Here is a 15096-nt window from a genome sequence, read left to right on the forward strand (position 1 = left end):
GGTGAACCTGATCCGCCGGCCGCGCGGCGTGCACTGGTGGATCAGCGCGGCCTTGATCGGCTCCGGCCTGGCGATGCTGACCGCGCTGAGCGTGCAGAGCTTCAGGAGCCAGCAACTGATCGAGCACAGGTTCTGGGTCGATCTGCTGCACTCCACCTCGGCCGATCATGCGGCCCGGGTGCGCGCCGGCCAAGCCGATGCGCTCCCGCAGGGCGGCATCGTGCGCTCCTGGTATGTCGCGCCCGGCCGCGCGGCTGTGCGCATGCCCGGGTATCTGGCGGCGCTGCCGCCCGGGCTCTACTCGACCGAGGCCGCGTATGGCACGTTCCAGGACAACGTCGCCTTCGAGGCCCTGGGCGGGCACAGAAGTTTCCACGCCCTGATCGTCGATCTTCCGCCCGGCCGGCTGATCACGACCGTCGATATCGCCCAGCTCGAGGACCAGCAGAACTGGAATTCCGTGCAGAGCGCCATTTGGGGCTGTTTCTTCGTCGTCTTCATCGGCGGAGTGATCGTCTGGCTGCATGCCAACCTCGTGCGGCCGGTGCGGGATCTGGCGCAGCGCATGCAGGCCATCGTGCCCGGCACCGCCGGCGAGCGGCTGCCCACCACCTACCGGCGCGAAGAGATCCAGGTGATCGCCCACGCCAGCAATGCGCACCTGGAACGGGTGGAGCAGTTCATTGAACGCGAACGCAGCCTGCTGGCGCAGGCCAGCCACGAGTTCAGGACGCCGATCGCGGTGATCTCCGGCGCGGTCGACGTGCTCAAGCAGATGGCGCTGCCCGACACGGCGACGCCGGTGCTCGCGCGGATGGAGAGCGCGGTCAACGATCTGTCCGAAACCATGGTGGCGCTGCTGCACCTGGCCCGCGAAGCCCGCGCGGGCGAGGAGCCGATGGACGTGACGGTGTTGCACGACTTGCTGCCGCGGTTGGTGGCCGATCATCAGCACATGCTCGGCGACAAGGCGGAACTGCGGGTCGGGGAGATCGAACCCACCTTCATTGCGGTGCCCGAGGCCATGGTCCGCATCGCGGTGAGCAACCTGATCCGCAACGCGATCGAAAGCACCGACGATGGCCATGTCGAAATCGCGCTGCGCGGCGGCGTCGTTTCGGTCGTCGACTCGGGCAGCGGATTCAATCCGGTCGAGGCGGCCCGGCGCTATCGCGAGAACCTGCGGCGGTCGGCGCCGATTCGCGGGCAGGGGCTGGGCCTGTTCCTGATCGGCCGGATCTGCGACCGGTTCGGCTGGACGCTCTCGATCGAACCGGCCACCGGCGGCGGCACGCGCGCCGCGCTGGACGTTGCCGCGAGCGTCATCGCGCTGTAGCCGTCAGTACAGGCATCGTTCAGTCGCTCGCCACGGCACGCGACATTTAGGCGACACCGCCGGTCCATTCTGAGGTGGATGTTTACAGCGGCCCGCTGCCAGCGCACGGACTCGCCGCAAACGCGCTCTTCCACCACTCAATGAGGTTAGGCGTCCCATGAACAAACTCCTGTCGCTCGCGTTGCTGTCTGCCCTGTCGCTGGAGGCGATGGCCCAAACAGCGGATGCAGAGGATGCATTTCCCGAGCAGGGACCGCCGCGGTGGGGGCTGGGCCTGGCCACCGTGGTCAGCGACAGCCCCTATGCCGGCGAGGGCACCCGGGTGACGCCGTTCCCGCTGGTCAGCTTCCAGGGCGAGAAATTCTCCTTCAGGGGGCTGACTGCCGGCTACCAGCTGATCGGCGGCGATTCCTTCGCGCTGTCGGCGATCGCCAAGTTCCGTTTCGACGGGTTCGACATCGACGACCTGGGCCGGAAGGAACTGGCCGCGAACGGACTGGATTACCGGTTGCTCGAGGATCGCGACGACGGGCTGGATGTCGGGCTGGCGGCGACGTGGAGCGGCGCGGCGGGCGAGATCGAAGCGGAGATCCTGGCCGACGCGATCGACGCCAGCGGCGGCCAGGAGGTCTCGCTCCAATATGGCTATCCGTTGCAGCTCGGCAAGGGCCGGCTGACGCCGAACGTGGGTGTCACCTGGCTGTCCAAGGACATGGCCAACTACTACTACGGCACGCTCGACGAGGAAGTCGCGCGCGGCGTGGTGGACTACAAGCCGGACGCGGTGACCATCCCGCACGTGGGGGCGTCCTACTTCCGGCCGATCGGCGAGAAATGGTCGGTGCTCGCGTTCGTGAAGTACAGCGTGTTGCCCGACGAGATCAGCGACAGCCCGTTCATCGAACCGGACACCGACGGCACCGCGTCGATGTTCGTCGGCGTCTCGCGCGGCTTCTGACCGTCGCGCGGCCACGGCGGCGGCCGTGGCCGCCCGCTTCGATCGTCCCGCTGCAGCGGTCGGGCCCGGCGCCCGGCCGCTGCCCGAATCGCGCGCTCCGCGCAGTTGCAAGAGGCCAGGCATGCAGTCGCGTTCGACCTTCTACACGTGGCGATCGGCCCTCGGTTGCCTGGCCAGTGCGGCGCTGACGGCGGGGTGCTCGCTGGCGCCGGCCTACCAGCGACCGCCAGCGCCGGTCCCGGAGCAGTGGGCGGATGGCACTGCGCAGGCGACGAACGACCCTGCGCCTCCCGGGGTCAACCTGGACTGGCGGGAGTTCGTGGTCGATCCGACGCTGCGCGAACTCGTCGCGCTGGCGTTGGCCAACAACCGCGACCTGCGGCAGGCGCTGTTGAACGTCGAGGCCGCGCGCGCCGAGTACCGGGTGCAGCGCGCCGACCGCCTGCCCACGCTGCAGCTCGACGCCAGCGGCGTTCGCCAACGCGCGCTCGGTACGCCGGAGGTGGAGAGCAGTTACCAGGCCGGCCTCGGGCTGGCGGCGTTCGAACTGGACCTGTTCGGACGCGCGCGCAACCTGTCCGCCGCGGCGCTGCAGGAGTATCTGGCCACCGAGCGCGCGGCGCACGGCGCCCGCGTCAGCCTGGTCGCCGAGGTCGTCCAGGCCTATCTGGTCCGCGACGGTGCACAGCAGCGCTATCGGATCGCCACCGACATTCTGCAGGCGCGCGAGACCTCGCTGCGGTTGACGGCGCAGCTCCGCGCGTCGGGCGTTGCGAACGAACTCGACCATCAGGAGGCCGTCGGCCTGGTGGAACAGGTCAAGGTGGATCTGGAGCGCATCGACCGCGAGTTCCGCCAGGCGAGCAACGCACTGTCGCTGTTGCTCGGCGTCGCCGACGCGGGCGAGCGCTTGCCCGCGTTACCCGCGACCGGCACGGCACTGGTGCAGGCGATCGCACCGGAAACGCCGTCGGCGCTGCTGATGCGGCGTCCGGACATCCGCGCCGCGGAGCATCGGCTGAAGGCGCGCCATGCCAGCATCGGCGCGGCGCGGGCGGCGTTCTTCCCGCGCATCGCGCTCACCGGCACGTCCGGGCGCGGCAGCACCGAGCTGTCGGATCTGTTCGGGTCGGCGGGCCAGCGCCTGTGGTCGTTCTCGCCCCAGCTCACCCTGCCGATCTTCGACGCAGGCCGCAATCGCGGCGATCTGGACCTGGCGCACGTGCGCAAGGACATCGCCATCGCGGCCTACGAACAGGCCATCCAGGCCGCCTTCCAGGAAGTATCCGATGCGCTGGCGGCCACGGACACGCTGGCGCGCGAAGAAGCCTCGCAATGGGCGGCGGCGCGGGCGACCGCCGAAGCCTTGCGCTTGTCCGAGGCGCGCTACCGCAGCGGGGTCGACGATCATTTGCGCCTGCTGGAAGCGCAGCGCAGTGACTTCGCCAGCCAGATGGCGCTGGTGGAGGTGCAGACCCAGCGGCAGATCGCGCTGTCCACGCTGTTCCGCGCGCTGGGCGGTGGCTGGCGCGGCGATCTGTCCGCACGGGCGCCTTGAACCGATGCCGTTGCCGGCCGCATGCCTGCGCATGCGCGCCGCGCAGGAACAGGGCGCCGCAGCGCTCGCACGATCCATCCCCCACTCAGGAATCACGATGCAAGCCCGTACCCCCAAGCAGCACAAAGACTGGAGCAAGCGCGAGGGCTTCCGCGCGCTGCGCGATCTTCCCGAGCTGCCGTCGCTCAGGCAGACCCTCGCTGCGCGTCGCCACAACGCCTGGCTACGGCGCGTGGCGGCCTGTTTCGTGCTGATCTCGCTGGCGTTGATCGTGCGCGCGGTGTTGCTGCATCCGTGAGGTTTTGCGCCATGCGCGCGCGTGGCGCCCTCGGCGCACGTCGCTGCATGAGCACCTCGTGCCGCAGCCGTGATCGATGGAGCCGCTCCGGCTGGCGCGACATTCCGGCGACGTCCGCTCTTCACTATCGGGCGCATACGACGCCATGGCGATGCCCGCACGCGTCCCCAAGCGAGACCTCCAATGCCTTTCAGCACGCTTGCCCTCTGCGCAATGGGCCTCTATGCCGTGGCCGCCATCGCCTACGTCTACAGGTGGCGCGCCCGCCTGCGCTACGCCGGTTTCGGCCAATACCTGCGCAAGAGCTGGCCGGTCTTCGCGCCATTCAACTGCCTGCTGTACATGGCCACGCGCCGGTTCGCGCGCCGCCCGGTGCTCGACGCCGGTTACCTCGACGGGATCGCGGTCCTGCGCGCGCACTGGCCGCAGATCCGCGCCGAGGCGCTGGCGCTGCACGCCAGCGGCGCGCTGGATGCCACCAGCCAGCCCGGTTCTGCGGGTTACCACGACGTGGGCTTCCGCACCTTCTACCGGCGAGGCTGGAAGAAGTTCTACCTGAGCTGGTACGGCGCGCCGCACCGTTCCGCGCAGCGGCTGTGCCCGCGGACGCTGCGGCTGCTGGCGCAGGTGCCGGGCATCCGCGGCGCGATGTTCTCGGTGCTGCCGCCGGGCGCGGAACTGAGCCTGCACTCGGACCCGCTGGCGTGCTCGCTGCGCTACCACCTGGGCCTGGTCACGCCGAACGACGATGGCTGCTTCATCAACGTGGACGGCCACGCGCTGTCCTGGCGCGATGGGCAGGATTTCGTGTTCGACGAAACCTACCCGCACTACGCCCGGAACGACACGGACGCGCTGCGGCTGATCCTGATGTGCGACGTCGAGCGGCCGATGCATGTCGCCGGCCGCGCGTTCAACCGCGTGTATGCGCTGCTGGCACGCGCGCTGGTGGTGCCCAACACGCCGGAGGACCGGCGCGGCGCGCTCACCGCCGTGTTCGCGGCGATCGCGCCGTGGCGCATGCGCGGGTTGGCGCTGAAGGCGCGCAACCGCAGCCTGTACCGGTTGCTGAAGTACGCGCTGAACCTGACGCTGGTCCTGCTGGCGTTCCTGCCGGTGTACGCCGCGCTCAAATGGCTCGAGCGCGCCGGCAGCGTTGCGATCTACTAGGCCGGTGCGCGCCAGCGCCGGCCGCCCGCGCGAGCGTGCTCCAACGTTTGGCATCTCGTGCGTGCGAGGCGCGGCGGCAGCAGGAGTCACCCAGCGGGCGGATCGGCGAAGTCGAACACCTGCCCGGGCTCGGCTGCGACGAACCGGTCGGCGGGAATCCCTGCCAGTCGCAATGCGTCGGCCAGCGTCTCGCGCGGCTCCTCGCGGGGTTCGTCGGTAAGCTGGAACGTGCCCCAGTGGATGCCCAGCGCGTGCCGCGCGCCGGTGTCCTGGAAGATCCGGACCGCTTCGGCCGGATCGACGTGCTGCGGCGCCATGAACCAGCGCGGCGCGTAGGCGCCGATGGGAATCAGGGCGACGTCGGGCGCGCCGAACCTGTCGCGGATGCCACGAAAGATCGCGCCGTCGCCGTAGCTGGTGTCGCCCGCGAACCAGATGGAGCCCTGCGCCGTCTCGATCAGGAAGCCGCACCACAGCGCCATCCTGCGGTCTCGCACGCCACGGCTGGACCAATGGTTGGCGCGGGTGAGCGTCGCCGTGGCGGCCTCGCCGATCGGCAGCCGGTCGTGCCAGTCACCGGCTTCCGCCCGCGCGCCGGGCACGTGCTTGCGCAGCAGGGTGTCGTTGCCCAGCGGCATCAAGAACAGCGGCCGGTGCGCGTCCTGCAGCCTGCGCAAGGTGGCGACGTCGAAATGGTCGTAGTGGTTGTGGCTCAGCAGGACCGCATCGATCGGCGGCAGGTCGTCGAAGCGCACGCCTGGTGCGGTGACGCGCTTGGGGCCGGCGAGTTGCGAAGGGCTGGCGCGCTGCGACCACACCGGATCGGTGAGGAGGTTGAGGCCGGCCACCTGGATCAGCACGGTGGCGTGGCCCACCATGGTGAGGCGCAGCCGGTCGCAGCGCGCGGCCGGAACGGTGGCGCGCACCGGCACGCGGGCAGGCCATCGCGCCGCGCCCATCGCGGCTTTCCAGCGCAGCACTTCCGCTGGCGAACGGTCGGTGGACGGCTGGCCGGGATTGAAGAAGCGCACCCCGTCGAAATGGTCGCTGGCGGGGCCGTCGTAGTAGGGATTTTTCATCGGGCGTGTGGGTGCAATGCGATGCGAGGCAACGGGAGTGCGGCCGGCGGCGGGATCGGCGCGGTCCGGTCCGGGCTCATCCGTCGCCGGTGCGCGGCGCGATCCCGTGCAGCAGCAGGCGCCCATGTTGCGCAGCCAGCGCGCGAAGGTCCGGTGCATGCGCGCTGTCGCTGCCGAAGACCTGGTGGAACAGCATCGCCATCAGCATCGGGCCCATGATCGACAGCACGTAGAGCTTCGGGTCGCCGGCGGGGGCGGCGCCGCGCGCCTGCGCGTTTTCGATGAGGCCGGCGACGGTGGACATCACCCGGTCGATGGCTTCGTCGTGCCAGATGCGGGCCAGTTCCGGGAAGGCGCGGCTCTCGCCGATGACCATGCGCATGATCGCCGGCAGGCGGCGATCGCCCATGCTGTCCGCGGCGCGCGCCAGCAGCATGGTCGCGAGCTCGGCGAGCCCGCCCTCGAACCCGGCCGCGGCGGCTTCGATCGGTGCGAGGTTGGTCAGCAGCGCATGCCGCACCACCGCGGCGAACAGGTCCTGCTTGTTGTCGAAATACAGGTACAGCGTGCCTTTCGCGATGCCCGCGCGCCGGGCCACGTCCGCCAGCTTGGTCTCGGCGAAGCCGTGCTCGACGAAGGCGTCGAGCGCGGCGCCGAGGATCTCCGCGGGGCGCTCGTCCTTGCGGCGTTTCCATTTGGGCGTCGCTTCGGTCATGCGGTCCAGGTTCTCAGTGCGGGGCGTATCCGTGCGACACAAGATACCCGTCCAGTTCGGTGCGCGACGCGTCGGGGGCGGCAAAGGCGACGTAACCGTCGGGGCGCACGAGATACGCCGCGTCCTGCGCGAAGCCGGCACGCTGGTGTTCGGATTGCCATGCGAACACGCGCAGGGCGATGCCGCGTTCGCTGCACCAGGCCTGCAGGTCGGGCGGCGCGGCGCCGTAGACGTGCAGCTGCCAGCCGATCTGCGGCAGCGGCGCGTAGTTGTCGGCGTCCTGCGTCTGCACCCACGGCAGGCGATCGCCGCCGGCGACGTCGCCGGCCCTGCCGGCGCTCAATGGGCTGTCGCGGTAGTGCAGCATGGTCTGCGAGACGGTGCGGAACATGAGTTCGCTGGCGTTGCGGTTGCGGTAGGCCAGGCTGGCCAGGGTCGGTGCGACGTAGGTCCTGACGAAGCTGGCGACGCTGCCTTCGGCGGTGACCAGGGTGAAGGCGCGGTCGGTGGTGTTGACCAGGGTGCGCGCGAAGGCCTGCCGCTCGGCGGCGTAGCTGTCGAGCACGGCGTCACCCGCCCGGCCCTTGAGCACGTCGGCGAGTTTCCAGGAAAGGTTGATGGCGTCGAGGATGCCGGTATTCATGCCCTGGCCGCCGACCGGGCTGTGCACGTGCGCGGCATCGCCGAGCAGGAACACGCGCCCGCGGCGGAACGCGTCGGCGACGCGGTGGTGCACGCGGTAGGTGGAGAACCAGTTGACCCGGTCGATGCGCACGCCGAGGTTGCCGATGGCGTCGTCGCTGACGTCGGCGAAGCTCAGCTGCTCGGCGCGGTCGGCGCGCGCATCGCGCACGGTGCCGATGAGCCGATAGTGGCCTGCCTGACTGTAGGCCAGCAGCAGGATGAAGTCGCCGTCGCCCAGCGCGATGTGCGCTTCGCCGGTCGATTGCAGGCCGCCGAGCTCGACGTCGGCGACGTAGAAGACCTGCCTGTAGGTGCCGCCTTCGAAGCCGATGCCGAGCCAATGGCGCACCGGCGACCGCGCGCCGTCGCAGGCCGCCAGATAGCCGGCCTCGGCGGCCTGCTCGCAGCCGTCGGGCAGGCGCAGGCGCACGCCGACGCGGTCGCCGTGGTCCTCGACCGCGACCAGCTCGGTGTCGCGCTCGACCGTGACGCCCAGCGAGGCGAGCTGTTCGATCAGCAGGCGCTCGTGCCGGTCCTGCGGGTACACCAGCACGAACGGGTAGGGCGAGATGCCCGCGGCCGAATCCTGCAGCGCGATCCGTGCGCGGCGCTTGCCGCGTGCCCACAGGTTCATCGCCGGGGTGCGATGGCCGGCGGCGACGACCGCCTCGGCGATCCCCACCTGGCGGTACAGCTCCAGGGTGCGTGCCTGCACCGCCATGGCGCGCGAGGTCTCGCCCGGGCCGGCGCTCTTGTCGATGAGGCGCACGCCCACCCCCTGCCGGGTCAGCCACAACGCCAGCGTCAGCCCGGTGGGGCCGGCGCCTACGATCAGAACCTCGCTCATGCCGCGCCTCGTTTTTATATGACCCGTGGGTCATTTAGGCCTGGCCGCGACCTCGCCGTCAAGAGCGGTCGCGCATTTCCGGTCTCCTCGCACGGCGCTCCCTGCCGGCTGACTCGTTCAGCAAGAAAATGGAATGGCTCTCTCAGGTTTGCGCCGCCGGCGCCGTTACCTCTCCAGCGATAACGCCCCAATCCCACTGCACACAGCGGAATTGGATGCCGCCGTCCGTCCGCCAGCGACGGTCCGGACACTCTGCCTGGAGTTGCAACCATGAAGTGGTTCCACGATCTGCCTATCGCCCGCAAGCTGGCGGTGGGGTTCACTCTGACGACCCTGATGACGGTCATGCTCGGCACCTTCGCCCTGGTCCGCCTGGGCGGCGCGCATACCGAACTGGCGGCGATGGCCGGCAACGAGATCCCCTCGGTCCAGCACCTGGGCGAGGTACGCGCGCAGCTCGGCGAGTTCCGCACCTTCGAGCTGTCGCAGCTGACCATGCTGGCCAAGCCGGACAAGGTCGCCGACTACAACAAGCGCATGGATGCCACCACCAAGCTGGTCCGCGAAGAGCTGACCTCCTACGCCGCGCTGCCCGCCGACGACAAGGAACACGGGCTGTACCGGAAGGTCGAGGCCGACGTGGACGCGTACTTCGGCGCCAACGCCGAGATGCGCAAGGCGGTCGCCGTCGGCGACGGCGCGCTGGCGCAGCAGATTTCCGACGAGAAGTCGCGCCCGGCGCGGCGCAAGCTGTTCGAGGACCTCAAGGCGCTGGGCGCCTACAGCAACGAGCAGATGCAGGCGAAGATCGTCAAGGCCGACGCGACGCACCGCACCAGCGTGATCGCCATCGTCGGCTGCATGCTGCTGCTGTCGCTGCTGGCCGCCGCGCTGGCGGTGGTGATCTCGCGCGCGGTCACCGGTCCGCTGGGCAAGGCCGTGCACGCGATCCAGTCGGTGGCCCGCGGCGACCTGTCGGTGAACATCCAGGTCACTAGCGCCGACGAGGCCGGCAAGATGCTGGCCGCCACCCGCGACATGACCGTGATGCTGCGCCGCTTCTCCGGCGAGACCCAGCAGATGGCGCAGATGCATGCCGGCCCGGACATCGGCCACCGCATCCCGGAAGATTTCCCGGGCGTGTACGGCGAGCTCGCGGTCGGCATCAACACGGTGATCTTCGAGCACCTGGACGCGATCAAGGACGCCATCGCCGTGCTCAACCAATACGCCGCCGGCGACCTGTCGCAGAACGCGCGGCGCCTGCCCGGCAGCCGCGCGATCCTGCACGAATCGATGGATGCGGCCAAGGCCAGCCTGCTGGCGATCAACACCCAGATCCAGTCGCTGGCGCAGGCCGCGGCGGTCGGCGATTTCAGCCAGCGCGGCGACGCGCTGCGCTTCGATCACGATTTCCGGGTGATGATCGAACACCTCAACACCATGATGCAGGTCGCCGACACCAACCTGGCGCAGGTCTCGCAGCTGCTGCGGGCGATCGCCAACGGCGATCTGACCGTGAGCATGCACGGCGAATTCCATGGCGTGTTCGCCGGCATGCGCGACGACGCCAACAGCACTGTCGCGCAGCTGACCCAGATCGTCGGCCGCATCCAGCAGGCGTCTTCCAGCATCAGCACCGCGGCCGGCGAGATCGCCTCGGGCAACGACGACCTGTCGCGGCGTACCGAGCAGCAGGCGGCGAACCTGGAAGAGACCGCCGCCTCGATGGAGGAGCTGACCTCCACGGTCAAGCAGAACGCCGAGCATGCGCGCCAGGCCAACCAGCTGGCGATCGGTGCGGCCTCGGTCGCCTCCCAGGGCGGCGAGGTGGTCGGCCGCGTGGTCACCACCATGCACGAGATCGACGCCTCCTCGCGCCGGATCGCCGACATCATCACCGTGATCGACGGCATCGCCTTCCAGACCAACATCCTGGCCTTGAATGCCGCGGTGGAAGCGGCGCGCGCCGGCGAGCAGGGCCGCGGCTTCGCCGTGGTCGCCTCGGAAGTGCGCACCCTGGCGCAGCGTTCGGCCAGCGCCGCCAAGGAGATCAAGGGCCTGATCGACGAGTCGGTCGGCAAGGTCGCGGTGGGGTCGCAGCTGGTCAACCAGGCCGGCGACACCATGGGCGAGATCGTCGCCTCGGTGCAGCGCGTGACCGACATCATGGCCGAGATCGCCGCAGCCTCGCAGGAGCAGTCCGCCGGCATCGAGCAGGTCAACCAGACCGTCACCCAGATGGACGAAGCCACCCAGCAGAACGCGGCGCTGGTGGAAGAGGCCACCGCGGCGGCGCGCTCGATGGAGGAGCAGACCGGCCACCTCAACGATGCGGTGGCGCTGTTCAAGCTGGACGCGCATGCCGCCGCGCCGGCGACGGCGGCCGCGCCCCGCGTGGCCCGGGCCGCGGTTCCGGTGCGCGCACCGGCCAAGGCGGCGGCCCCGGCGCGGCGTGCGCCGGCCCGCGAGCCGGTGCGCGAACCGGTCGCGGCCAACGCCGGCGACTGGCAGGAGTTCTGATTCCCACAAAGTCCCTGTAGGAGCGACTTCAGTCGCGACGAGCGGAGCCAGAAACCTCGGCGGCACCAGTGACCTGTCGGGGCAGAAGCCCCACCCAGCAAGACGGCCGCGGCTCCTGCTGGAGCGCCTCCAGCCGCGACGAACAGCGCAAGCTGCAAACGACGACGCCCCGCTTCGGTGGGGCGTCGTCGTTTGTGCTTTCCAGCCTCCGCAGCCCGGCGCTGTTTGCGCTGGGCCTGGTGGATCCTTCGCCGCGCAACGCGATGCCCGGCCCAGCACAACGGCGCGCTCGCCTTGCGGCGAAAGGCTGAACGCCGTACGGCCTCGTGCCCGGCCATCGTCTCGCCGCTTCGGCTTGGCCGCCGGTTTCCTGAAGCCAGGCGCAGCACGCGAACGCCGTGCCAGCCGCCGCCGCTGTTCCGCCAATGCGGCGATCGGTCCAGACAATCACCGCAGATCATGCGGGGATTGCCCGGAGCGTCACGTCGTCACCGCAGCATCCGCGGCGAAAGGCCTATCGCCGCGACAGGAACGCCAGCAGTTCCGCCACTACCTCTTCCGACGATTGCTCCGGCTGCAGGTGCCCGCCGGAAATCGCCTTGCCGCTGACGTCGCCGGCCCAGCGCCGCCACAGCTCGAGCGGCGATGGCGCGCCGGCCTGCGCGTGCGGCCACAGCACCAGCACCGGGCAGTGCAGGGTGGTGCCGGCGGCCCGGTCCGCGGCGTCGTGTTCCAGGTCTTCGTGCACGGCGGCGCGGTAGTCCTCGCAGATCGCGTGGCGGACCGCGGGATCGCGAAACGCCGCCTTGTACGCGGCGAGCGCGGCGGCGTCGATGCGCTCCAGCCCGCCGGCCATCCGCGTCAGCGCGGCCTCGATGAAGGCATCGGGATCGGCGGACAGCAGCCGCTCCGGCAGGTCGAACGGTTGCGCGAGCAGGAACCAGTGGTAGTTGGCCAGGCCGTGGCGCATGTCCATCGCCTCCCAGGCGTCCGCGGTGGGGACCACGGTCAGCGAGGCGTAGTGCGTGACGCGGTGCGGATGGTCGAGCGCCAGGCGATAGCCGGCGCGCGCGCCGCGGTCGTGGCCGGCGACGGCGAAGCGCGGATGCCCCAGCTGCGCCATCAGCGCGGCCAGCGCGTCGCCGACGCGGCGCTTGCTCCAGCGCGGCTGGTCGCGATGGGTGCGGCTGCCGCCGTAGCCGGGCAGGTCCGGCGCGATCACCGTGTACGCCTGCGCCAGCCGCGGCGCGACCAGGCGCCAGGTCAGGTGCGTCTGCGGAAAGCCGTGCAACAGCAGCAGCGGCGGACCGGACCCGCCGATCACGCCGTCGAACGCGACCCCGCCGGCATCGGCCTGCAGGCGGGCGAAACCAGGAAACGCGATGGTGGGATCCTGCGATGCGTGGAGCGACATGCTGGCCTCGCGGGTGGGCGCTCAGTGCGCGATGGCGGCATCGACGAAGGCGGCCAGGTCGCGGTCGAACCGCTCCGGCTCCTCGAGGAAAGGCGCATGCCCGGACTGCGCGTAGAGCGTGCTGCTAACGCGCGGGTTCAGCGCCTTGGCGCGGGCGATCGCCGGCCCGGCCTGCACCAGCGCATCGCGCTCGCCGTACAGCAGCAGCACCGGCACCTGCGCCTTGCCCAGGCCTTCCCGGGCCTGCACGGTCATCGACTGGACCGCGCGCTGCATGTCCCACGAGGCCATCGCGGCGTTGGCGAGCAGGCGCTGGAAGGTGGCCTGGTCCGGCGGGGTGTGGAAGCACAGGGCGAGGAAGGCGCGCACGGTGTCCAGGTGCGTCTTCAGGTCGGGCGAATTCAGGTCGCGGTAGACCTGCGGATGCGCCACGATCTGCTCCGGCTTCAGCTCGATCACGCCGTCGACGTAGACCGCGCCGGCGATGCCGCCGTCGCCGTACTTGGCCAGATAGTTGGAGATCACCGCGCCGCCCAGCGACCAGCCCACCAGCACCGGCGCGCGCGCCTGGCTGGCGGCGATGACCGCATGCAGGTCGTCCGCCCAGCGCGTGCCGTCGACATAGGCCGCTGCCTCGGTCGGCTTGGCGGAGAGGCCGTGGCCGCGCAGGTCGTAGGTGATCATGCGGTAGCGCTGCAGCTGCGGGCTGTTGACCTGCGCGTCCCAGTTGAGGTGGCTGCCGAGCAGCCCATGCACGAACACGATGCTGGGGCCGTCGGGGTTCCCGGCTTCCTGCACGGCCAGGGTGACGCCGTCGGCCGCGGTGACCGTGTAGCGCTTGGTGTGGGCCTGTGCGGCCAGGGGCGCCAGGCACGCCGCGGCGGCGAAGGCGAGGGCGAGCAGGATGCGGTGGAACAGGGTGCGGTGGAACAAGGGGGTGGACACGGGCGAGCTCCGGTTGGACGAGTCCGGGCAGTGTCGGCCCTCACACTGGTGTGAGGGTCAAGCGCCATGGATGCTATGCTTTTTTCCATGGATACCGCGCCTGCGCAACGCACGCTGAGCATCGGCGAACTGGCCCGCGACACCGGCGCGAGCGTGCGTTCGATCCGCCACTACGACGCACACGGGCTGCTGACCTCGTTCCGCGCCGGCAACGGCTATCGCGCGTTCCCGCCGGCGGCGGTCACCCAGGTCCGGCAGATCCAGCGCATGATCGCGACCGGTTTCAGCCTGGCCGAGATCCGCGCCTTCCCCGATTGCATGCGCATGATCGAAGGCGCCAGCGCGTGCCCCGAGACCAGCGCGGCGCAGCGCAAGCGGCTGGCCTCCATCGAACGGCAGATCGCCGATCTGGAGCGGCGCCGCGCGCGCCTGCTGAAGACGCTGGCCGAAGGCGTCGTGCCGCCGCTGGAATAGGGCCGTCGGCGACACGGATCGGCGCCGTTTGCCGCTGCGCCCGTCGCGACCGACGTCGCTCCCACGCGGGCGCTCGGCGGGGCACGTGTCAGCCGCGCCGCGCGGCCTCGATCGCGGCGATGTCGATCTTGGTCATGCCCATCATCGCGTCGAATGCGCGCTTGGCCGCCGCCGGATCGGGATCGGTGATCGCGGCGATCAGCACGCGCGGGGTGATCTGCCACGACAGCCCCCACTTGTCCTTGCACCAGCCGCAGGCGCTCTCGCGGCCGCCGTTGCCGACGATCGCGTTCCACAGCCGGTCGGTTTCGGCCTGGTCGTCGGTGGCCACCTGGAACGAGAACGCCTCGCTGTGCGGGAACGCCGGGCCGCCATTGAGGCCGAGGCAGGGGATGCCCAGCACGGTGAACTCGACGGTGAGCACGTCGCCCTGCCTGCCGTCGGGATAGTCGCCGGGGGCGTGATGCACGGCATGCACCGCGCTGTCGGGAAAGGTCTGCGCGTAGAAGGTCGCCGCGTCCAGCGCGGTGCCGTCGAACCAGAGGCAGATCGTGTTCTTGCTGGTCATCTGGACTCTCCTGGGTGGAAAGAGACAGCGCATCCGGGCGGTCACGGGGAAGGTGTGCAGGGCAAGCGCATGCGATGCGACGCGACGGGTGCCGGGCGGTCGTGCCGCACGGAGGATTCTACGTCGCCACCGGCGCTGCGGGTCGGGCCGGAAACGCTTGCCGCGCGGGCGCCGTGGGCGCATCCGGCTCGGCTCGGCAAGCGCCGTCGCAGGTTCGGGCTAGCGAGCTCTTCACCTGCGGTGTGATGTGTTAGTGGGCATTGCCACCAAGGAGCTTTCGCATGGATACCACGTTGATGCCATGGGTCGTCGGACTGTTCGTCCTGTTCATCGGATCTGCCCTGTATCTGGTCACCCGGGCCAAGAAGAACCGCAACCGTCCGGCCAAGGACGCGGCCGCGACCAAGGCCGGCGACGACGCGTCGCTGAAGAAGTAGGCTGCGGGGCGCAACTGCGGCTGGGCCATCTCGCCCGTCGCTGGCACTGGCGCTGGCAATGGGAGCGCTGTGGGCGAACCCGAGCGCGAA

14 protein-coding genes are annotated in these 15096 nt (G+C 70.2%); 8 read left to right on the top strand and 6 right to left on the bottom strand.

Translation table 11 applies throughout. The features are described from left to right. Window position 1 precedes the first annotated feature (1 nt). The 5 genes from OCJ37_RS03030 (at window position 2) to OCJ37_RS03050 (ending at window position 5320) form a co-directional block, all read left to right on the top strand. The gene (locus OCJ37_RS03030) at window positions 2-1336 is read left to right on the top strand and encodes a HAMP domain-containing sensor histidine kinase (RefSeq protein WP_263112236.1); all 1335 of its coding nucleotides are present in this window, start codon (window positions 2-4) and stop codon (window positions 1334-1336) included. Between the two features lie 157 nt (window positions 1337-1493). Further along, window positions 1494-2294: a MipA/OmpV family protein gene (locus OCJ37_RS03035; RefSeq protein WP_263112237.1), complete on the top strand. Its 801-nt coding sequence runs from the start codon at window positions 1494-1496 to the stop codon at window positions 2292-2294. Between the two features lie 25 nt (window positions 2295-2319). Beyond that, window positions 2320-3852 carry an efflux transporter outer membrane subunit gene (locus OCJ37_RS03040; RefSeq protein ID WP_317633208.1) on the top strand — a complete coding sequence of 511 codons (1533 nt, stop codon included), beginning with the start codon at window positions 2320-2322 and terminating at the stop codon, window positions 3850-3852. Between the two features lie 97 nt (window positions 3853-3949). Beyond that, entirely contained in the window at window positions 3950-4150 is a 201-nt protein-coding gene (locus tag OCJ37_RS03045) for a hypothetical protein (RefSeq protein WP_263112238.1), read from the top strand. A 213-nt stretch (window positions 4151-4363) separates the two neighbouring features. Beyond that, a complete protein-coding gene (locus OCJ37_RS03050) occupies window positions 4364-5320 on the top strand; it encodes an aspartyl/asparaginyl beta-hydroxylase domain-containing protein (RefSeq protein WP_263112239.1) in 957 nt (318 codons plus the stop codon). 86 nt (window positions 5321-5406) lie between these two features. Here the strand turns inward: OCJ37_RS03050 and OCJ37_RS03055 are convergent, their stop codons facing one another. The 3 genes from OCJ37_RS03055 to OCJ37_RS03065 are packed head-to-tail and all read right to left on the bottom strand — an operon-like array spanning window position 5407 to window position 8645. Next, window positions 5407-6525, bottom strand: a complete 1119-nt coding sequence (locus tag OCJ37_RS03055; protein WP_263112240.1) for an MBL fold metallo-hydrolase — start codon at window positions 6523-6525, stop codon at window positions 5407-5409. Beyond that, window positions 6476-7198, bottom strand: coding sequence for a TetR/AcrR family transcriptional regulator (locus tag OCJ37_RS03060; RefSeq protein WP_263112241.1), 723 nt, complete (start codon window positions 7196-7198; stop codon window positions 6476-6478). The genes OCJ37_RS03055 and OCJ37_RS03060 overlap by 50 nt, the downstream gene beginning before the upstream one ends. Further along, window positions 7128-8645, bottom strand: coding sequence for an FAD-dependent monooxygenase (locus OCJ37_RS03065; protein WP_263112242.1), 1518 nt, complete (start codon window positions 8643-8645; stop codon window positions 7128-7130). The genes OCJ37_RS03060 and OCJ37_RS03065 overlap by 71 nt, the downstream gene beginning before the upstream one ends. A gap of 270 nt (window positions 8646-8915) precedes the next feature. On the opposite strand from OCJ37_RS03065, the gene OCJ37_RS03070 reads away from it, so the two are divergent. Then, complete coding sequence (locus tag OCJ37_RS03070; RefSeq protein ID WP_263112243.1) at window positions 8916-11168, top strand: methyl-accepting chemotaxis protein; 2253 nt, start codon at window positions 8916-8918, stop codon at window positions 11166-11168. A gap of 514 nt (window positions 11169-11682) precedes the next feature. On the opposite strand, the gene OCJ37_RS03075 is transcribed toward OCJ37_RS03070, so the two are convergent. Both OCJ37_RS03075 and OCJ37_RS03080 read right to left on the bottom strand, forming a co-directional pair. After that, complete coding sequence (locus tag OCJ37_RS03075) at window positions 11683-12582, bottom strand: alpha/beta fold hydrolase (RefSeq protein WP_263112244.1); 900 nt, start codon at window positions 12580-12582, stop codon at window positions 11683-11685. A gap of 21 nt (window positions 12583-12603) precedes the next feature. Then, window positions 12604-13452 (bottom strand): alpha/beta fold hydrolase, encoded by an 849-nt coding sequence (locus tag OCJ37_RS03080; protein WP_263113558.1) that lies wholly within the window; start codon window positions 13450-13452, stop codon window positions 12604-12606. A gap of 162 nt (window positions 13453-13614) precedes the next feature. On the opposite strand from OCJ37_RS03080, the gene OCJ37_RS03085 reads away from it, so the two are divergent. Further along, on the top strand, window positions 13615-14001 hold the full coding sequence (locus OCJ37_RS03085; RefSeq protein ID WP_263112245.1) for a MerR family transcriptional regulator: 387 nt from the start codon (window positions 13615-13617) through the stop codon (window positions 13999-14001). 88 nt (window positions 14002-14089) lie between these two features. On the opposite strand, the gene OCJ37_RS03090 is transcribed toward OCJ37_RS03085, so the two are convergent. Further along, a complete protein-coding gene (locus tag OCJ37_RS03090) occupies window positions 14090-14569 on the bottom strand; it encodes a VOC family protein (RefSeq protein ID WP_263112246.1) in 480 nt (159 codons plus the stop codon). A gap of 281 nt (window positions 14570-14850) precedes the next feature. Here OCJ37_RS03090 and OCJ37_RS03095 point away from each other — a divergent pair, with 281 nt between their 5' ends. Next, window positions 14851-15006 carry a hypothetical protein gene (locus OCJ37_RS03095; protein WP_263112247.1) on the top strand — a complete coding sequence of 52 codons (156 nt, stop codon included), beginning with the start codon at window positions 14851-14853 and terminating at the stop codon, window positions 15004-15006. The last annotated feature ends 90 nt before the right edge of the window (window positions 15007-15096 follow it).

Origin of the sequence: Xanthomonas sp. AM6 (assembly GCF_025665335.1) — a bacterium.
Lineage (GTDB): Bacteria > Pseudomonadota > Gammaproteobacteria > Xanthomonadales > Xanthomonadaceae > Xanthomonas_A.